This window comes from Bacillus cereus G9842 (assembly GCF_000021305.1).
Classification (GTDB): domain Bacteria; phylum Bacillota; class Bacilli; order Bacillales; family Bacillaceae_G; genus Bacillus_A; species Bacillus_A thuringiensis_S.
Genome location: NC_011772.1, coordinates 2759372 through 2778514 on the forward strand (window position 1 = coordinate 2759372; position 19143 = coordinate 2778514).

The following is a 19143-nucleotide window of genomic DNA, read 5'->3' on the forward strand; positions in this document are numbered from 1 at the left end:
TTATCAGCTGCTACCCGTGCCGTAGCACGCCAAGCAACCGCCGTACCGTTAATGGCCGTACTCGCCTAGACTCCTAACAACGTAAACAAGGAAACGCTATTCGTTAGGACGCTTAACTTTCTGACGTTGGCTTAGCTAACCTGTTCAAGTTTAACGAGTGTTAGGTCATTCCTCGTGTGGATTCTCCTCTTAGTTACCTAAAAAAGACAATAGAAAACTAGACCTCGTGTATATCTGTTTTTTCGAATAAGGATATACACGAGGCTGGAGGTTGTCCAATATTTAGTTAACGAAAGAGTTTATAGCACATGAGCTATAAGCATATTGATAAGGAATAAAACCGAAGCTACAGTATAAAAACCATAAAACCAAGTACCATCAGATTTTGTTTCTAAACCGAAGTAATCGCTTATTTTTTGCATCTATACTGTTCCACCCTTCATATTCATATAAAAGTATGACTTTAGGAGTAAAACTTTATTAGTATTAATATATTACTCCAGAAGTCATACGTCAATAGTCTACCGAAAAAAGTTTTACTTTGATATGTAAATTGTGTAAAATGAAAAGTAATAAATGATCGGAATGAACGGAGGTATTACCATGAGTTCTATGGTATTCACTTTAGGAGAAACGATGGAGGAAATTGGGATTACCAAAAACAAGTTAGCAGTGGAATCAAAAGTTCGCCCAGCCACTATTAGTAATCTAGTTAATGGTGAGGTTGGTCTTGTACGTTTCGATACACTAAAATCAATCCTGGACGCTTTAAACCAATTAGCTGAAGAAAACGGTGTCGATAAAACATACCGTATTGAAGACGTTGTACAGTACATAAAATAAATGTACTGTTTTTGTTTATAGAAATATTTCTTAATACTCTGATATACTTATTTAAAAATGGTAAAGGAGGAGAAATATGGAGACTAAAATAATTGCAGATGGTAATACGTTTATCATTGAAGTAGATCATAAAAAGAGTGCTGTAAAAGAAAAAGTCGGCCGTAAAACGTCATTTATTTTCGGAATTTTCGGTATCATATTTTCTGTTATTTTAGGTATTACAATAGTTGGGTTACTATTTGCAATTCCACTCTTCCTTTTTTCATTAGGCTTTATATATGCATCATTTGAAAAACAAGAGGTACAGTGTCCTAATTGTAATCACAAGCGTAGGATTTCAAAAGGATCAGGATACTTTGACTGCGGGAGTTGTAAGAAACGTACTTTAGTAGAATGGAAGAAATAAAAAAAGAACCGGTTTTATTTCCGGTTCTTTTTTCGTGTTAAAACAGTTTTTCTATCCAGTCTATGATATCTTTCCAAAAAGAAAAGAGTAAAATGAATCCTACTACTAATGAAACTAAAAACGAAATCAGAATAGGATGTCTTTCAACGAATGTCTTATTTTTATTTGGGGGCGGAGCATTATATTGATGGCCAATATTAGAGTTTTTAATTTTATTCTTATCTCCAATTTTTATACTCATTTTCCCCTCCCAAACCAATTACCTATTCCAGACCTACTTAGTTTATTCTTATCACCCAATTTTATAGACTCGTCAAAAATGATCTGCTCAATGTTAAGAATAACCTGTTCCTTTTTAGTTGTATCTTCATCTACTTGAGACTTTATATCCATCTCATCCAAGTTTTCGTATTGTTTCTCTAATTCCATAATAATATCAACTAATTTCGATTTGACCTTCGATACTATTCCACTAAGTAGATTAGAAGCACATTTTATTGTCATTCCAATTATTTGAAGATTATAATTGGATATACCATGGCATATACTAGTCGGTACAACTATACCGTAATTTTCTTTACTTTTACCATTTAGAATTTCTTCAAGAGTCTTAATGCTGTCTTTCACATTAACAGTAATCATGTTTTCTATCATCTCTTTATCCAACACAGCTTCTATAGGTACCTGAGCATTTGTATATTTCGCAGAACCGTTAACTAAATATGTACCCACCGGAGAACCTTTTAATACCCTATACGTAGGTAATTCCTCACCGGAGTCATAACCGTGTAGCTCTCCTTGAATCCAACTCATAATTAAATCATTATCTAGATCTGATAATATAACCTTCAACCTTAACAAAATGTTTTCAAGACTCGCTTGTCCACTTACTACATCTTTTAGCAATTGACTTCTTGCCATATTAACACTCCTTTTCTAATAAATTACTTTTCAGTCTACTAGATTCAATGATTATATGCAATTTTTTTGATATACAAAATAAAAGCCGACTTATTAGAGCCGTTTTTTTATCTTTATAAAGTTGCTTGGCTTGTACTATTTAAACACTTTATCTTATCTTCAAATTCATCAATTTTTTCTATTAGCTCTTTTAATGAAGCTAGTCTAAGCGTCATTTTATGATCATTAATCTCATCAATTAACTTACACTTAAGTATTAGTAAATTAGGAAGTTCTTTTAGTAATTCACTATTCCCACTAACTAATGTGATTCTCTGTTTTATTAACCATATAATGTCTCTGATTTCTAATGCTGATAATTTCATTATACTTTTATATAATTCATCCACATTACAATACGCAAAAAAAGGAACTGATGCATAGCTTTCTTTGACCCTTATATAAAATCTATAAGGCTCAATTTGCATTAGTTTAACTAGTTCTTTTACATTCTCTTGTTCTTTTTCTATTTTCAATTCATTATTTATTTTAATTATCTTATCTCTAAACTCCTCAAGATTTTCATCCTTTTCACCTTCTTCTATATAAATAAACTTTTCAATATTTTCAATGTAGTCCCCCTTGTATTCTTTTTTTTCCAATCCGTTCAACAATTCACTTTTTATATCAAAAATATCTTTGGTAATTATATTTTTGCTAGAGAAAAACCTGAACATTAAATACGCTTGGAAATAAAAAATAAAATGGAAATCCCCATTTATTAGTCTATTATATATAGTATTTGTAATTTCCAAAAATTTTTCATCATCAGTGAAATACCAATATCCTCCTTTAATAAACGTTTCGTGTGGATCTATTTGTTTTGCTCCATTTAGAACTGACTGGAAGTCATCCATTTCCTCTTTAAATAATTCTTTGTTAAATATTCCTTTTCTTATTAGTACCTCAGCGAATTTAAAAAATGTCCTTTCAGGCCCCCTAACTTTACCTTTGTAATACCTTCTGTAAAATCCCTCAAGAAATTCCTTCCCCTTTCCACCAAAAAATCCTCTATTCATTTCAAAATCCTCGTATGAAATGATTTCCTCTAGTATTTCGTTACCTGGCATATTATTTTTTATTGCGAATGAAGCTGCCATTACAAATTTTAAAACTGATTGAAGCATTACATTTGATTCATAACCACATTCTTCAAAACGTTTATAAATTAAGTCGAAATCTTCTAACCCTTGCTTCAAGACTCTAATATTTTTTGTTTCACTTTCTTTAAAGATTGTTTCAATAATATCTATATTATGATCTAAAAAACTATGTAATTTTAGTACCTTTGTTTTATTAATTATATCTTGGATTAGAGGTCCTTCATCTAATTGGATTGTTAACGTTTTTCCAATAAGCTTTTCCTTAATTCTTTTATATTCATTTTGTTTATGGAATAAATCATTTAATTTATTTGCGATTAAATCATTTTCTGATATTTCCTCTCCTTGTATTTCTTGAGGAGTTCTTTTACGTTCTTCTGCTTTTTTCAAATAAAAAAACGTAGTCAACATCTTAAGTTCACGATTTTGATCATTTAATTTATCGGCTATTTCTTCTTCATTTCCAATAATTATAACCTTCGTTCCATCATGTTCTACAAAGTTATTTATATATCCTAATACCTCGTCAACTCGCATATTCACTCGTTCTAAATCATCAAAACATAGAACAGTATCATTATAATTTAATAGATCCTCAAAATTCATATTAGTAAGCTGATCACTTACACCTGTAGGATCTAATTTTTTTATCACACCAAAAGCAACTTTTCCTATCTCAGAAATTCTTCCTCCTACTTTGCTATTCGAAATCTTTTCAACAAATTCCCACTTACCCAATACAATTTTTTTATCAATTTCTTCTATACTACTAATACCATATAAGGATACATAAATTACCCTCTTCCCCACATCTTCGATTTCCTTTTTTAATATATTCTTCCAAAAATAAGTTTTCCCACTTCCCCATTTCCCATTTAACAAAACAGCTGAAGTTGTATTATCCCTTTTAATATAATCTAATATACTTTCAACAATAGGCTTCGTAGATTCATCTAGTAATGTCGACATTGAGCACTCCTCCTAAATTACAACTAAATGTGTTTTCCTTTCACTTTACCATTATATCAATAAATTTAGAGATAAACTTATACTTGTTTATTCTTGCAGCAATATACCTTGTACAAAAGTAATACATTTAATTTAAATTTAAGTTTAATAAATTATTATGTTAACTAAATAAAAAAAGGTGGTCTACTCTTAATTAAGTAGACCACCTTTTCACTTCACATACACATAGGCTTCACTTGCTGTTACATAGTATGTTTTTCCTTTGCTATTGTGTACTTTATATTGCGTTGAACCATCTACATTTACTTTCGCATCAATTGTAAATCCTAATCCTGCATCTACAGAACCAGCCACATCTTTATCCTGCCAAGATGGAGCGTCATAGAAACGTAGATTGTTAACTTTTGAAACAACGCGCTTTCCAACAATAGAAGAATCTACTGTGCTTTTCTTATTAAACTTCACATAAGATGGATCGTTCTTAATCCACTGATCTCCACCAAGATTTAACCAACCATCCTTTTCCGCCCACACAATATAAGACTCTGGTTTGTTTAGTTGACAAATTTTAGAATAGCTTTTATCTGGTCCTTTACGTAAGTTAACGTTGTAACCTTCAATATAGGCGATACCGTCTGTTACTAATGTGGGTATTTCTGCTGGTTTAGATGGCTTTTCAGGGACAGAAACATCCACGCTAGAATTATTGTATGCTCGTTGTACGTCTGCTCTAAATTGAGCTTCTGAAACGCCGTGAGACTTTAAGTAATCAATTGGATCTTCATGATCTGTACCACCAAGGTAATGAGTTACATCACTATGTGTCCACAATCCTTTTTCTACAGATAACCCACGGTCACGTAAGATTTTAGCTAGTAACTTAACATATTTGTCATAGCTGCGTTTGAATTTTGTATAGTCCGCTGTTTCGCATAACTCTACATGTACAAATCGTTTATTAGCACCAGGACCGCCACCATAAGCAATGTATTTTGTATCAGCAATTTGGATTGTTTCGTCCCAATCGACTGCATAGTGAACAAATGCATTTCTCCATGTACGAGACTCATATTTTTGAATATTAATAGCTGGAGCTTCTGGAGTTGCTGTAGAATGTGCTACAACGCCCTCATAGGCACCTACACCATAACGGTATGGTTGTTTCGGTAAATCTGGAATAATAAGTGTTCGATCAGCAAAAGCACTTGTAGCAAAAGAAACAGCAAGTACTAGAATCATAAGTAACGAGGTAATGTGTTTCATTGTCTTTTTCATTTAGCATCAACATCCTTTTTCATAATTTTTGTATGGTCAAATAATCCACTTGCTGATAGTCCAATGATGATTCCCTGGAATACATTTGTTTTGATATCTCCGCCCATAAATAAAACGCCTAGCATAATGCCAAGCGTTAAATTTAGTAACGGAACATGTTTTGTTTGTAATCCAATTGTTTTTCCAATCTGTGAAAGACCTACTACAATTCCAATCATTACAGTAATTTCAAACATTACATACCACCTCCTTTCAAAAAGAAAGTGAGAGCTGCTCCAACAATTCCACCGACAATAAGTCGTAAAATCCAGGTAGTATTGGCGCTGATTTTATCTAACTGCTTGTTGATATTATCAATATCTTTCTCGTTACCTGTTGTTCGTATTTCTAACCCTTTAATCTCTAAACGAATGTCCTCGATCTCTTGCTTAATTTCTTGAACATCGTTTCTTACATCTTGTAACCCTTCCATTTTGACCACCCCTTTTTAGACAATAAAAAAAGACCAGCTTATGGCTGCTCTGGTTTCTCATCTATTAATTTTTGTACTAATTCTTTTAATGTGGACACATCGCTGGTTAATGTTGCAACCTGCTTTTTTAGTTGTTTATTCTCACCTGTAACAGTAGTTAACTCTTCATTAAATTCATGATACTGCTGTTGGAAGGCTGCAATAAGAATAGAAACTGTATTATATAAATTAATGGCCCGTTTCTCTTTATCTGTAAATATAGCATCTGTATCGTCTGCAATCATGCCAAAATATGTTTCAATTTCTTTTGTTGTATATGGTTCTGTTTGTTCTTCCGGCTTGTTCACACGCATTTGATACAGATCATACATATCATCTTTAAAGTTGTATTGTTTAATAGCCAAATTCATGATTTTTTCAAGAGCTGAGAAAGGGATATCTTTTATATTTTCTTTCATATTTCTAGCTGACGTAGGGTTAAATGCTTTCGCCCACATTTGACCAGTAGCACTAATATTCTCTTGCGCTCGTAATGTTCTTAATTCTATATCTTTCCATCCCTGACCCATCATATCTTTAATCTGCAAGCCATTGTTATAACCTTGTACAAAACTTGACCTTATCATTGCATTACCCATGATTAAATCATGATCGGTGGCGCCGTTTACGAAATGTATTTTATAGTCACTGCCTTTTCTTTTGAAAGTAAACTGCCCCGCGTTATTTGTAAAAATATGCGGCTCAGTTGTAGTTACAGAGAAGTAACCATATCCTGGAGCCCATCCTTCAGATTCAAAAATAATATTATTCAAGTTTTGAAAACGAAATTGTCCATCTGAATATACGCTCAGATGTCCACCGTCATTATGCATTTGAATATAGTTTGACCAAATATTAGTTCCTTCTGCATTTTCTCCTTTAGAAATCCCAAATTTTGCATATGCTTTAGAAGGTTGATCGACTCCATTAATTCGCGGCATGACTTGATAAATATAAAACGATCCTGTACCCCTGTATTTAATATTGTCAGAACCAAGGACGAGTGAAGGTTGAATACTTCCATCATTTGTTTCCATAAATCCTATATAGCCACGTGGCTTATCTGCATCGAAAATCTTCATGTTTTGCTTATTTATTTCAACAAATCTGTTTCCACTCGTTTTAAGTGTTACTCCTTCTAAAACTTTCCCTTTGATATGCTCAGCTGTTACATATCCTATAAGATTAATTCTGGACCCCTGAATTAGAATTTCCTCAGCTGATTGATTAATCTGGGATATAACATCGCCTTTTTTAACCCTAGAATTAATATTTTGATTTGTTAAACTAAAAGCCGCTTCCATTTCCAAAACATAAGCAAATTTTTTGTCAGCATCCGTCTTTGAGTACACTTCAGTCGCTTTAGCACGAAAACCTATTTCTTCGGTATTTTGATCGATAGATGTTTGCATTTTTTTTGTTACTGTATCAAAATCACTTTTGGCAATCTTATCTGCCACTAAATCCACCAGTTCTTTATAGTTGGTAATGTCTTTTGGGTTTGGCATGTATACAGATGGTTCTTTTCCTTGCTGTAGCTGTGGTTGAGATACCCACATTGTACCATTACGTCGTACCCATATATCTCCTTGCAAACGAGTTACAGGAACGTCAGGAGCTTTAATGGTTACACTAACTAGTATCCAGGAGCCATTAACTAATAACTCTTTTATTTCAGTTTGCTCATAACCTAATGCGGTTGAACCATTAAAGAATTGAAGCTTAACGCACGCTCCTTGGTCTAATAAGTTTTTATCTACTACATAAACCCATGCAGACAATACGTAGTCACCGCTATTTTGTGAGGCTCCAATACTTTGAGCAATACCAGTCCAGCTATTTGCTGCAACCCCCACATTTGCAATTCTGACCGAGTTATAACCGTCATGACGTCTGTCTGTTACTGGTGTTACTGTAGCACCTGATACAACTCCTGCTACTGTCCATTTATCGGTACTAGCAACTTCATTTGTTATATTGCCATTAGCATCAACTGTTTTTTTCTTAAACTCTGTATTGAAGAATTGATTTATACTACCAAGTGCCCCTACATAAGCTTTCATTTGCTTTTCCGAAATCTTTGAACTTAATGAGTCTTTTGTTTGCGTAATTTCATTCTTGTTTTCTTGAATGAGCTTTCCTTGATTTGTTTGTGTTTCTGTTAGCGTTTTAATATTAAGAGAATTCGAATTTGTGGTCTGCTTCACTTCATTTAGAGTTGTTTGCATGGTTCCTTGATCTTGTTGTACTTTCGAGATTGTTTTTGAGTTCGTATTTACTGTTTGTTGAATTTCATTAGTTGTTTGGGTAAAATCTGCTTTAGAAGTAACTTCATCGTTAGAAAGTTGCCATGTAGTTCGTATGTTACCTTCTTCAAATTTTGCATGGTGTGAGTTTAAATTCCCATCAATATTGCGCCCAGAGTAATAGAATTTAACTTGAGTTACATCTTTATCTTTTGTTCTAAATGTAACTGATAGTGGTTCGTCTTTATAATCTACATTAATCTTTAATTGCGATTCAGCACGTACAGATTGCCATTCTTGCTCTCCATCTGCATACGTTATCGCTGTTTCTACGCCAAACCAAGCATTTGTATTGAATTTTGTTATTTTACCAGTAAACAAAAATGAGATAGTAAAAATTTTATTTCTATAGTTGACCTTATCCGATAAAGTCATTTGTTTATTGTCTGACCAGGTTCCAGTCATGTTCTGTTTATTTAACCCTGTTTCTGAACCGCTAGCTAAATTGATTGAACCTACAGAAATATTATTTACAGTAGTTTTTAATTCTGTAATGGTGTTAGTGTTAGATTCGGCTGTCTGTTTAGCAGTATTAGCAGTTTGAGTTACTAGTTTAAGATTATCGGTTAGAGTTGTTATCTCCGTTTTCTCTGCTTTATTTTTAATTTCTTCAGCTGTGCGTTCAGCAGTCGTTTTTGTTTCATTTAATACTTTTATATCACCTTTACGGTTTGTTTCGTACACTTGCTTTCCAATAAGGTTTTCGTTTACCCAATCTTTTGTATAAACACCCTCTTTGTTGGCCTTTCCTTCAAGTTGCTGATTTAACCAAGTCTTATCAGGTATATCTTCAATTGTTTCTTTTAAAGTATCAATTTCTGTTTGTGCATTCTTTATATCTTTTTGTAATGGTCCCGTATCCGGAACAACCGATTCCCAAGCTGTACCTGTCCATATTTTTAAAATACCAGGCTTTCCATTACTAATATCACGCCATAGCGTTTTGTTTGGCTTAAGATCAGTAGTTGGTGGTTCTTTACTTTCTATAATGTTAACCATATTATTTTCAATTTTTTTTTTTAGTTGCTCTGATATATCTTTAGCCTCTTGTGATTCCTTTACAGCTTTTCCCGATTCTTTCTTTGCTTCTTCGGCCAACTTTTCTAGTTGTTCTAACAGTTCCTTGTTAGCCTTCCCCTCTAACCAAGCACGCATTTTGTTATATAATTTTCGTAATTCCTCGTTCGAATCTATAATCTCTCGATAGTCTCCAAATACATATTTATCTTGCGAAGGATCCGTATATGATTCATCACCAGCGATTGCCCTTGCTTCAAGGTATAACTTAGGTGTGAAGCCTGTATCTTTGATTCGGATTGTATCGCCTTCATTGATTAGTTCATGTGCTAGTCCGAAAATGCGACCGATTGATTGTGCCTCTACTTCATACGAAACTGAAGTATTGACACGCTTCTTTAATTCCGTCTTCATCAAAGTCATTAATCGTTTTGGTGTCATATTTTGGTCTTCTGTTTCTGGAGTGTAAAAACCAAATTTATGTTTACCATGTGCATTCCAACGTTGAAAGGCATCACTATCTGTAATATAAACAAGTCCGTTATTGATGCTCTCAACCGTGATAATTTCATCACCTTCACCTCGTACAAATCCGACTAAGGCGGTACAAATATCCCTGGAATGCTCAATGCGTCTAACGCCTACTAAGTCTTTTCCCAGGGTTACTTCCTTCCCTGTTTCTCTCCCTCGTTTATTTATCATATCGACGTACCATCCAGTAATTTGAGAACCAGATACTTCAACTCGATATTGGATTTCCAATTCAAACAAAGCTGCAATTTTCTTTAAAAAAGTAAGGGGATCGATGAATTCATCAATCGTCATCGTGTGGAACGAAGAATAATCCGTTATTCCACGTTGCCATTTTGAATCGGCAAGAGCGATATCAATAAACGTATTAACTGTTTCGCTCTCTATACGTTGAGGTTTAATAATCCCATCTTTGGCGATTTGAACCCAGGCACCAGAAGAGTGTACAGTTAATGATCTATCCTTTGAATCTTTTTCTACTTCATTATTAATAACATACGGAACAATTCGACCATCACGTACTTCCTTTAAAACCAAGTTCTGCTGTTGTAATGTAATTGCATGTGGAGTACCGTCAAAAATTTTGAACTCTAGCATATCAATGTTATTCTTGATTTCCCAATGACGCTTATCTTCCCAGTAGTCCTTTGGTTGAATAGCGGATAGAATTTGATCTGTTCTGAAATCAACAACATGAAGTAATCCGCTTGGTGTTCTCATCGAAATCGCTCCCTATATTTAACTTTTGCTGTTCCGATATTTGCTGGCATAATTTCAAGTTTATTCTGGCCCTTAGTAATTTTAGGATAATCACTGAATAATTCCTTTAGATTAATTGCACTTGAACCATTAATACTAACTAGACTTTTAGCTGTATCGATTTGCACTTTATCTCCTTTTCCAACAATATATGGAGGATTATTACTTGTATTTTGGTTAACTTTCCAAATCTTAATATCATCAACTGTCATAAGTACAGCCGGATTATTATTCCACCATTGACAGATAGAAATTTGTACCTGTGCAATTTTATTCATCAAAATCCCATCTTTGTCTACCCAACGAGCTTTTGCTCCAGCATCATCAATCTCAGTACCGTACGCAAATTTCGCAATATAAAACTCCCATTCATTCCCAATACGGTAAACACATAACTTTCCGTAAAAATTATTCCACGTCCAAGGATACATACCGCGCGTATGGATCATCATTTGTTCAGCTGGATGCCCTGGATAGGCAATCTTAGCAACACCAAAAGTTTCTTCAGCTTCCCAATATACATCGTTTAGCGACAATCGAACTACAGGTTTACTAGTCTCATCCAGTAGGGCCACTTCTACTTGTCCCATTTGTACATAACTACTGCAGTTGAACCTTACATAAGCATCCATTATAAAATCTTGTAATGGTCCGCTAGGAATGCTTTTTTTAGCAACCGCTCCATGATTCCCTTTGTAATTCTGATCACCATAATCTTCTACATAAAATTGATGTCCATTAGATTTGAATGTACCTCCACCTTTAGTGTTTTCAAACTGTGATACACTTGTCCATCCAACTGTAGTAGACATTTCATCCCACATTACACGTTGTTTCCACTCTACTGGAAGTTGGTTTACTTGTAACGGGTAACCAATCCGAAAATAATCTTCTTTGTTTGGAAGATATACGCTCTTATTCCGAACATCTAAAAATGTAGAAGGGTTTTCAACTTCAATTTCGATGATAGGTTCTGACTCCGCACTGCCTTTATTTTGAATGTTGGCTATTAACCCTCGACCGTCATTTTCAAAGTCAAACGTTTTCTCATTCCCTAACTTATACGGCATTGGACATATTAGTGTAATAGTTGCTTGATGAATATTAGATTTTTCTAAAGTCTCCTCTACAGATTCCTTAATCCCGTAATACACAATATCCGGTTCGTCTGTGAAGGTAATTTTTACAGGTTCTTCTGTATCTAATAGACCATTCAATTCATCTATCCGTTTCCTTAGTTCAAAAAGAGAGACTCCCTTAAGAGAGAAATCTACTTCTAATACTCTCTTGGGAGTCCTTTTACTTAAAAAATATGAACCTGGGCGGTGAGGTACGGTTAACTCATTAATTTCGTCACTTAAAATTCCGCGACCTCTTACATCGTTAACCATAAAAAATCCTTTTTCGTATTTTTGCTCAAAGTATTCTTCTAAATTAATTTCATTAAAAACTAACAATATACCGCCCTCCTTTAAAATACATCTTTCCGTTTTTTTACAGCCTCTTGCTCTCCAGTAATATCATCAACGAACCTATTAAACTCTTGTCTACCAAGCTGTATATTAATATACGCAGGTTGTCTTTCACTAGCTGTAGAATTTGAAGCAGTTCCGGCATCCGTATTTCCTGAGCTTGCTTGTGGTCTAGCTGTCTGGTATGCACCAAGTCCTCTTGGCATTCCGTATACAGTCTCTACTTGTAAAGCTTCCGGTTTCATCCATTCAGTCATTTGTTCGGTTGTTCTTTGTACAGCGCCTTTCATTGCATCAATACCATTAATCCACCCTTTCATCATATTGACACCAATGAAATCCCTGAACCAACGACTCGGTGAGTGAATCGATAAAAGTCCTGAAATTTTATCTTTAATTCCATTTCCGATGTCCGTAATTTTGTCCCAAATAGCCCCAGCCATAGAGCTTATACCGTTTAAAAGTCCCTGCATCATATTTTTTCCTATGTTTCCTAAATCGATTCCGCTTAGGAATGACTTTACATTGCCAAAAATTTGAGTCACTGTGTTATAGATAGAATTTAGGATGTTAGATGTCGCTGACTTAGCCGCATTCCAAATTGAAGAAATGATGCTACCTACTGCGTTCATAACAGATGAAATGACTGAACCTATACCTGAAAAAATTGAACTTACTATAGAACCTATCGCTGATAAAACACTAGAAAAAATAGATTTCACTAGATTTAGTCCACCAGTCACGACCGCGGAAATTAAATTTATCGCCCCTTGGATGATATTTCCGATTAATGACATTACACTCGACGTAATGCCTTTCACCGCGTTCCACGCTCCACTCCAATCTCCTTTTAAAACTGAAGTGAAAAGCTTTATTATGTTAGTGATTATCCCAATAGCAGAGGTTATTACACCCATAATAGCTGGAAAAACTGCCTGGACAATCGACAAAATAAATTGAATCGCCGGGATCACTACGCCTTTTATTATTGTCGCTAGACCTTCAAGTATCGCAGTCGCTACGGGAATCGCCGCTTGAATTATCGAAACTATCACCGGGAATACTGCCTGGACTATTTGCAAAATTAAAGGAATAACCGTAGTCGCTATGATAGAGATTACCTGACCTAATAATTGAATAATCGGAATCGCAACGGAAATCGCAGCAGCAATAATCCCAGCTATTACTGGGAAGACCGCTTGTACCGCCTGGAGAATAATCGGAATTACTGATGTCGCTATGATCGATAGGACCTCTCCAAATCCTTGAATCAGCATTCCTGCTATACTAAACACCGTCTGTATTACTTGTAATATAATAGGGAATACCGTTTGAAAAGCTTGAGCGAATATGGATAAAACTGTAGATGCTAGCTCAGTAAAAATTTGAGCTACTTGTTGTATAGCCTCCGTTATCACTGGCATAATTTCTATTGTCGTATCAGCAAACATCTGAATTAATTCAGTAATCATAGGCATCACTTCTTGTACCACTTGACCGAAAAGTTTGAATAAATCAGATGCTAAAGGTACTACAGCTTGTATTGTTTCTCCGAACAAACGGAATAAATCGAGTGCTATCGGTACTACAGCTTGTACTACTTCACTAAACAAACTAGCTATTGTAGAACCTAACTCACCAAAGGCTGCACCTAGCTCAGAAAGAGCAGGTCCAAGTGTAGCAAAGCTTTCTGCTATAACTTGTCCCGTTTTCGCAAATTCAGGAGCAAGTGGTGCAAATGCTTGTGTAATCCCCTGAGCTATTGACTGAACAACCGGCAAAATTGCAGACTTCACAGAACTAAAAATCGATTGTATAGACTGCCAAGCCGACATAAAAGCAGACTTCACTTGATCATTTGTATTTATCAATTTAAATATCGTAGCACCTAAAGAAGCTACAATAGCGATTACCCATCCTATGGGGCCTGAAACACCTAAAAACGATAAACCTAAACGTACAATTAATGGCGTTAAAGTGGCTATCGTATTTCCTATTGTGGAGAAAGACATTTTAATAAAATCAACTACTGGAGAAACGGCAGAACCAATTCCAGCAAATGCTGAACTAAGTCCTGATATTGCTGAACTAAACGCACCGCTTATCCCTTGACCAAACTCACTGAACTTTGATTTTATCGTAACTAGCGAAGTCTCTACAGCTGTTGCAAAACCAGAAAACACTTGACCCGCTTTAATTAACCCTGTCTCTAATGCTGTGCCAATTTCTGTACCCATTGCTGAAAATTTTCCCGGTATTGTCTCAAGATAAGAACCTAAAGAATCAATAGCAGATTTCATAGCTTCAACTGCCGCTACTGTCCCACTTTTTATAGATTCCCACGCACTGTTAACGGCATTTCGAAAAGTCTCGTTATGTTTGTAAAGTTGAACTAGCGCTACCCCCACTAAGCTTAAAATTGCAATAACCGCACCAACCGGTCCTAACAATAAAGCAAATCCGGCTCTTAATGCTGATAAAGCAGCCCGAAGCATTACTGCTGCTTTTGATGTTCCTGACATCCAAAGCATTAGTTTGCCGATAGTAATTATTGCTCCTCCAATTGCGTTAATAACAATACCCGCTACCGTTGCTATAACTAAAAAAGCCGTAGTAAATGCTACTACGGAAGCAATCACCGTCTGCACGGGAGCTGGTAATTTCATAAACGCGTTTGCCAAGGTTTCTACTACTCCAGCTACGGCCATTAATGCAGGAGCTAATGCATCAGTAAATGCACGTGCTGCAGCATCAAGAGAGGATTCCATTTTCGTCAGTGCTCCGGCCCATCCTTCAAGCATGGAGTCCGCAGCTTTTTTAGAAGCACCGTCCGAGTTCACTAAGGATTGTGTTAAAGCATCAATCTTTTCAGGCCCCGCTGCTACAAGTGCCATCATACCTGATACAGCTTCTGTCCCAAATATTGTTGCTAACGCCGCGCCTTTTTGTGCACTTGTCATACCTTCCATTCCCGTTTTTAATTCTCCAATAATTTGAGACAATGGTTTCATATTACCTTGTTGATCCGTAATAGATACGCCAAGCCGTTTTAACTCATTTGCTGCTGCTTTTGGTGGTTTAACTAAACGTAGTAAAGATGCACGTAATGCTGTACCAGCGGTCTCACCTTTAATACCGCTATTTGACATAATACCAACAGAAGCCGCTAGTTCTTCCATCGATATACCTAATTGAGCTGCTGGACCCGCCGCATATTTAAAAGCGTATTGCATATCCCCTACACCTGCAGCCGTTGCGTTTGCGGCTGTTGCTAGAACATCAGCAACATGTGTACTTTGACTTGCCTCCATACCAAATGAGTTTAAAGCTGACGTAATCGTATCAGCAACCATCCCCAGGTCTTCGCCTGACGCAGCCGCTGCACTCAACACACCAGGTAATGCGGACGTTGCCTGAGCCGAATCAAAACCTTTCGCACCCATTTCAGCAAAAGCCGCTGCTACCTGCCCTGTTGAATACACAGAATCCTTTGCCATATCAAGAATCGCTTTCTTTACTTGACCGTAGTCACCTGCAGTTAAAACTGCCGCTTTACGAGTTTGTGATTCAAATTCTCGTGACTTTTGAATCATACTCCCTAATGCAAAAGCCGACGCTGCAGCTGCAGGACCAAATGCATTTTGCATTGTTTGCCCTGTTTGCTGTACACGTCGGCCCATTTCAATTGCTTGATTACCTACTTCTTGAAATCTAGCACGCCACCCTGAATAATCAGGAGGCGGTGCTGGTGGCGCGGGTGGTAATGGTGGAGGTGACGGCGGTTGTGGTGCTGGTGGGATAGGAGGTGGTCTACTAATCTGTTGAAAAAATGTATTCCATGCTTGTGTAGCTTGTCCAAGGTTACTTATTAAATTAGATATGTCCGCGATCACCTGAGTTTCTACCTTGTTCTGGCTCATTCACCTCACCTACCCTTCCTCTTCTTTTATTTGACTTCTAATCATCGATTCTATTTGATCAAAGAACGATTCGTTCCTTTGAATTTTTTCAACTACTTCTTTCCGTTCATTTGCTTGTTTTTCAATATCACGAACACTTTCTGGACGGGTATATATATCCGCTAATGACTTGATTTTGTCACTTTGAGCATTTCGATTAAACAAAGCTTGTACACTTGCAAACTCGTACTTATCAAGTAGTTGTTCCTTATATCCGTTCAACATAAGGTGATACTCCTTGAGACTAATACGCCAAGATTGCAAGGTGGTCATATTAAAAAAACGAAAACACTCACCTTGCAATTCATCAATATTTATGCGTACAGGTTCTCGAACGATTTCTGTTGTTCCGCTGTCATTGTCCCTAGAAGTTTCTTCACTGTCTTCTGGAAGAAAAAACTATTTAGCACAACTGCTTTGTTGTACTTTAGAATTTCATCAAGGTCTAGTTTTTCAGCATTAAACATATTTTCAATCTCTTTCTGTACAGCTTCATACGTGATTCCCTCATTTGTATGAATCAGTGCGTAATAAACCACATCCGTGAAATTAGTAATTCCGCCCTGCATGGTTTGGGAAACGAATTGCATCGGCCCACCGTTTTCATCTAATAACCTCAGTGCCTGTAAACAGAATTTCAGTTCTTGTTCTTTACCATTAATTACGAAACGCGTATATGATTTTTCAGCCATAATAATTACCTCCAATTATTTTTTGTTCAAAATAAAAAAGCGTCTATATGAACGCTTATTCAAATCTTAATTATTTATTTTCCACAAATTCATCCATTGTTTTATTAAGCAAACTAATCATTGCTTCTCTTCGCTCGCGCGGGGTTGTATTATCGTATAACTCATTGTGAATATCACTTACTTTGGCCAACTTCTGAGGATCGACATAATTAGTTACCTCTTCATGCCCACCAAGCATCATAATTGTATTGCCTATAACGACCGCTTGCTCTTGTTTGCTTAATTTCATTTGTTATCACCTTCAATAGCGAGTTTATCGGCTCTAACCAAAACCCGTTCTACGTTTTGATCCACAACTGAAGTTTTACTATTGTTGTTAATGGTAGTTACTAGACTATGTTTCATCCCCTCTTCATTCCCTTGCATTTTTTCTGATAAACTATCAATAATTTTATTTAAAACACTAATTGTCGCTTCACCACATTGTCTCGCTGTTGAATTTCGAGTCGATTCCTCACATAATTCTGATAAGCGATTTAAATCAACGTGAGGAGCCAAAGCATCCTCTCCGAATGTTGAAAGAATTGAAGATGCGATTGCAATTTTTTCGATTTTAGATATATCCAAAAATCCCCACCCCCATAAACATTCTTAATTATTAATAAATAGACTTACTATTACGCTCCTGGTGTAGCTACATCACCAGAAGGCGCACCTTCAGGTACTTTATTAAGCGTCCCTTTAGAAATTTTCCCATTTAATTTTAAGCCAATAGAATACTTTGAGTACTCCTCATTTTCATGAGAAAGTTCCAAACTATTCAACATGTATATTCCTGATTTAACTTTAAACTCAGAAGCGGTTGCACTACGTAGGTTAACTTCATGAATTCTTACTAAAACTTTATTAAGAATTGCTTCTTCTACATAATCAAGTCCCTCGTCACCTTCAGTACAAATCCCTTCAATGCTAGCTGATTGTGTTACGTCACCGTAATCAGATCCACTCTTATCTTTTGTTTTCAACTCGATTTCTCCAGCCTCAATTGATCGTGAACCTGACGTTTGGTTAAAAAATCGAACTGTTTTTGTAGTTTTCCCATCAGGTTGCGGAATGTCAATCAAGTAAAGCGTTTCGGCACCTTTAAACTCAGGTGCATTACTTTTTTTCACTTCTGCCATTCTTACTCCCCCTCTAATTTCTGATTGTTATAGTAATAAAACTCAAATGTTTCGCTGTTAAAACCTCAACGTCTTTTTGAGATAACGGTTCAAAATTCTTTACTTCTGCATAAAAAAAGCCGATCCGCTCCGGATTCTTTTTGCTTGTGTCATACATGTCAATTGAACCCTTTTCGAATCGGTTAATTATTCTATCTTGCAAATCGTTCCTATCAAAAACTTTATCTGCATACACACCAACTTGAATCAGGTGATTACGCGAGAAATTCTCCTTTGAATACCTGCTAATTGTTCCTGACAAATCCTCAATGGTAATGAAGGGTTTGTCTTTTCCTGATACAGAAACACCATCGTATATCCATGTAGTAGGCGCAAAAACATCCAGCGATTTTTTTAATGAATACATTACATCATTCAACATAATTAATGCCCCTTTGCTACACGTTGAACAGTTTTGTTTATATCCTCAACAAATGGTTGATCACCTTCAAATGCTGTTTTACGCATAAAACCTTTTTTGGTTTTGTGCGTAAATTCTTGTACCGCCGCGTAAATAAGAGGAGATCCATACGTACCAATAATTCTCGCACCGACTACCATCTTTACACTTGCAGGAATACTTTCAGATAAAGGACCGTGTAATATCGGTGCTCGATTAGAGGCTTGATTAGCTTGTAAGCGTGTATGTTTTTCTACCGTTTGTTCAATTGGTGTTTTGTATCTACTGGGATTATGTGCTTTTAACACATTTGATTTTCCTTTAACAACAACTCTGATTCTCATCAAATCACCCTCTTTACAATGACCTCACGACGATTTACGCCACCAAGCCCTCGTTCATCGATAAGTTCGATAACGTAAAAAACACCTTTACGTTCAATTTTTTCAATGTTCTCTAAGTCCACATTAAGAGGAAATGTAACAAGCGCCTCTCCTTTTTTAACATCGAGATCAGCGAACTTCGTCTTTTCCACTGACGTGAATTTCTTCCAAACTAATTGAACAGTTTCTTTTCGGGGGTCACCTTGGATTTCTTCTCCTGTAATTGGATCCTTTTCAGAAACCCCTTTAATGTATAAAATCACCGGTTCTCTACGTCCCTGCTCAATCATTTCACGATTTTCTCGAATCTCTTTAATATCATCTTCAGTAAGCAATT

The 19143-nt window shown here is 35.9% G+C and carries 20 protein-coding genes; 2 read left to right on the forward strand and 18 right to left on the reverse strand.

Annotated features, from left to right (window positions below; translation table 11 throughout):
* Positions 1-299: 299 nt before the first annotated feature.
* Positions 300-422 carry a DUF3961 domain-containing protein gene (locus BCG9842_RS31005; RefSeq protein ID WP_001169626.1) on the reverse strand — a complete coding sequence of 41 codons (123 nt, stop codon included), beginning with the start codon at positions 420-422 and terminating at the stop codon, positions 300-302.
* Between the two features lie 181 nt (positions 423-603).
* Between BCG9842_RS31005 and BCG9842_RS13870 the strand changes: the two genes are divergently transcribed.
* Both BCG9842_RS13870 and BCG9842_RS13875 read left to right on the forward strand, forming a co-directional pair.
* Positions 604-843 carry a helix-turn-helix domain-containing protein gene (locus tag BCG9842_RS13870; RefSeq protein WP_000097410.1) on the forward strand — a complete coding sequence of 80 codons (240 nt, stop codon included), beginning with the start codon at positions 604-606 and terminating at the stop codon, positions 841-843.
* Between the two features lie 76 nt (positions 844-919).
* Positions 920-1249 carry a hypothetical protein gene (locus tag BCG9842_RS13875; protein ID WP_000448283.1) on the forward strand — a complete coding sequence of 110 codons (330 nt, stop codon included), beginning with the start codon at positions 920-922 and terminating at the stop codon, positions 1247-1249.
* A gap of 37 nt (positions 1250-1286) precedes the next feature.
* On the opposite strand, the gene BCG9842_RS13880 is transcribed toward BCG9842_RS13875, so the two are convergent.
* The 17 genes from BCG9842_RS13880 to BCG9842_RS13960 all read right to left on the reverse strand — a co-directional run bounded on the left by BCG9842_RS13880 (position 1287) and on the right by BCG9842_RS13960 (position 19141).
* Entirely contained in the window at positions 1287-1490 is a 204-nt protein-coding gene (locus BCG9842_RS13880; protein WP_000023297.1) for a hypothetical protein, read from the reverse strand.
* Positions 1487-2170 carry an AbiTii domain-containing protein gene (locus tag BCG9842_RS13885; RefSeq protein ID WP_000124466.1) on the reverse strand — a complete coding sequence of 228 codons (684 nt, stop codon included), beginning with the start codon at positions 2168-2170 and terminating at the stop codon, positions 1487-1489. The genes BCG9842_RS13880 and BCG9842_RS13885 overlap by 4 nt, the downstream gene beginning before the upstream one ends.
* Positions 2171-2283: 113 nt before the next feature.
* Positions 2284-4281: a P-loop NTPase fold protein gene (locus BCG9842_RS13890; RefSeq protein WP_000105714.1), complete on the reverse strand. Its 1998-nt coding sequence runs from the start codon at positions 4279-4281 to the stop codon at positions 2284-2286.
* Between the two features lie 210 nt (positions 4282-4491).
* Complete coding sequence (locus BCG9842_RS13895; RefSeq protein ID WP_000753420.1) at positions 4492-5556, reverse strand: peptidoglycan recognition protein family protein; 1065 nt, start codon at positions 5554-5556, stop codon at positions 4492-4494.
* Positions 5553-5792 (reverse strand): hypothetical protein, encoded by a 240-nt coding sequence (locus tag BCG9842_RS13900; protein ID WP_000461720.1) that lies wholly within the window; start codon positions 5790-5792, stop codon positions 5553-5555. The genes BCG9842_RS13895 and BCG9842_RS13900 overlap by 4 nt, the downstream gene beginning before the upstream one ends.
* A complete protein-coding gene (locus tag BCG9842_RS13905) occupies positions 5792-6028 on the reverse strand; it encodes a hemolysin XhlA family protein (protein ID WP_000398728.1) in 237 nt (78 codons plus the stop codon). Before BCG9842_RS13905 ends, BCG9842_RS13900 begins: the two co-directional genes overlap by 1 nt.
* Positions 6029-6066: 38 nt before the next feature.
* Positions 6067-10641: a phage tail spike protein gene (locus BCG9842_RS13910; RefSeq protein ID WP_001260211.1), complete on the reverse strand. Its 4575-nt coding sequence runs from the start codon at positions 10639-10641 to the stop codon at positions 6067-6069.
* Positions 10638-12137, reverse strand: coding sequence for a distal tail protein Dit (locus BCG9842_RS13915; RefSeq protein ID WP_000959911.1), 1500 nt, complete (start codon positions 12135-12137; stop codon positions 10638-10640). Before BCG9842_RS13915 ends, BCG9842_RS13910 begins: the two co-directional genes overlap by 4 nt.
* 14 nt (positions 12138-12151) lie before the next feature.
* Entirely contained in the window at positions 12152-16045 is a 3894-nt protein-coding gene (locus BCG9842_RS13920) for a phage tail tape measure protein (RefSeq protein WP_015945817.1), read from the reverse strand.
* Positions 16046-16081: 36 nt separating this feature from the next.
* The gene (locus tag BCG9842_RS13925) at positions 16082-16336 is read right to left on the reverse strand and encodes a hypothetical protein (protein ID WP_000931846.1); all 255 of its coding nucleotides are present in this window, start codon (positions 16334-16336) and stop codon (positions 16082-16084) included.
* Between the two features lie 89 nt (positions 16337-16425).
* Positions 16426-16803, reverse strand: coding sequence for a tail assembly chaperone (locus tag BCG9842_RS13930; RefSeq protein WP_000818630.1), 378 nt, complete (start codon positions 16801-16803; stop codon positions 16426-16428).
* 70 nt (positions 16804-16873) lie between these two features.
* Positions 16874-17092, reverse strand: coding sequence for a hypothetical protein (locus BCG9842_RS13935; RefSeq protein ID WP_000777416.1), 219 nt, complete (start codon positions 17090-17092; stop codon positions 16874-16876).
* Positions 17089-17430 carry a hypothetical protein gene (locus tag BCG9842_RS29825; RefSeq protein WP_000355284.1) on the reverse strand — a complete coding sequence of 114 codons (342 nt, stop codon included), beginning with the start codon at positions 17428-17430 and terminating at the stop codon, positions 17089-17091. Before BCG9842_RS29825 ends, BCG9842_RS13935 begins: the two co-directional genes overlap by 4 nt.
* A 50-nt stretch (positions 17431-17480) precedes the next feature.
* Positions 17481-17984 carry a phage major tail protein, TP901-1 family gene (locus BCG9842_RS13945; RefSeq protein ID WP_000852560.1) on the reverse strand — a complete coding sequence of 168 codons (504 nt, stop codon included), beginning with the start codon at positions 17982-17984 and terminating at the stop codon, positions 17481-17483.
* A gap of 13 nt (positions 17985-17997) precedes the next feature.
* Positions 17998-18405 carry a hypothetical protein gene (locus BCG9842_RS13950; RefSeq protein ID WP_000930923.1) on the reverse strand — a complete coding sequence of 136 codons (408 nt, stop codon included), beginning with the start codon at positions 18403-18405 and terminating at the stop codon, positions 17998-18000.
* Between the two features lie 2 nt (positions 18406-18407).
* Positions 18408-18767, reverse strand: coding sequence for a hypothetical protein (locus BCG9842_RS13955; RefSeq protein ID WP_001222699.1), 360 nt, complete (start codon positions 18765-18767; stop codon positions 18408-18410).
* Positions 18767-19141, reverse strand: coding sequence for a hypothetical protein (locus BCG9842_RS13960; RefSeq protein ID WP_000954645.1), 375 nt, complete (start codon positions 19139-19141; stop codon positions 18767-18769). Before BCG9842_RS13960 ends, BCG9842_RS13955 begins: the two co-directional genes overlap by 1 nt.
* Positions 19142-19143 lie beyond the last annotated feature (2 nt).

Excerpts from the sequence above, each read along its gene's own strand:
- BCG9842_RS13890 (WP_000105714.1), bottom strand. The coding sequence starts at position 4,281 with ATGTCGACATTACTAGATGAATCTACGAAGCCTATTGTTGAAAGTATA.
- BCG9842_RS13925 (WP_000931846.1), bottom strand. The coding sequence starts at position 16,336 with ATGTTGAACGGATATAAGGAACAACTACTTGATAAGTACGAGTTTGCA.
- BCG9842_RS13895 (WP_000753420.1), bottom strand. The coding sequence starts at position 5,556 with ATGAAAAAGACAATGAAACACATTACCTCGTTACTTATGATTCTAGTA.
- BCG9842_RS13870 (WP_000097410.1), top strand. The coding sequence starts at position 604 with ATGAGTTCTATGGTATTCACTTTAGGAGAAACGATGGAGGAAATTGGG.
- BCG9842_RS13955 (WP_001222699.1), bottom strand. The coding sequence starts at position 18,767 with ATGAGAATCAGAGTTGTTGTTAAAGGAAAATCAAATGTGTTAAAAGCA.
- BCG9842_RS13910 (WP_001260211.1), bottom strand. The coding sequence starts at position 10,641 with ATGAGAACACCAAGCGGATTACTTCATGTTGTTGATTTCAGAACAGAT.
- BCG9842_RS13950 (WP_000930923.1), bottom strand. The coding sequence starts at position 18,405 with ATGTTGAATGATGTAATGTATTCATTAAAAAAATCGCTGGATGTTTTT.
- BCG9842_RS13880 (WP_000023297.1), bottom strand. The coding sequence starts at position 1,490 with ATGAGTATAAAAATTGGAGATAAGAATAAAATTAAAAACTCTAATATT.
- BCG9842_RS13930 (WP_000818630.1), bottom strand. The coding sequence starts at position 16,803 with ATGGCTGAAAAATCATATACGCGTTTCGTAATTAATGGTAAAGAACAA.
- BCG9842_RS13885 (WP_000124466.1), bottom strand. The coding sequence starts at position 2,170 with ATGGCAAGAAGTCAATTGCTAAAAGATGTAGTAAGTGGACAAGCGAGT.
- BCG9842_RS31005 (WP_001169626.1), bottom strand. The coding sequence starts at position 422 with ATGCAAAAAATAAGCGATTACTTCGGTTTAGAAACAAAATCTGATGGT.
- BCG9842_RS13905 (WP_000398728.1), bottom strand. The coding sequence starts at position 6,028 with ATGGAAGGGTTACAAGATGTAAGAAACGATGTTCAAGAAATTAAGCAA.
- BCG9842_RS13900 (WP_000461720.1), bottom strand. The coding sequence starts at position 5,792 with ATGTTTGAAATTACTGTAATGATTGGAATTGTAGTAGGTCTTTCACAG.
- BCG9842_RS13875 (WP_000448283.1), top strand. The coding sequence starts at position 920 with ATGGAGACTAAAATAATTGCAGATGGTAATACGTTTATCATTGAAGTA.
- BCG9842_RS13945 (WP_000852560.1), bottom strand. The coding sequence starts at position 17,984 with ATGGCAGAAGTGAAAAAAAGTAATGCACCTGAGTTTAAAGGTGCCGAA.
- BCG9842_RS13935 (WP_000777416.1), bottom strand. The coding sequence starts at position 17,092 with ATGAAATTAAGCAAACAAGAGCAAGCGGTCGTTATAGGCAATACAATT.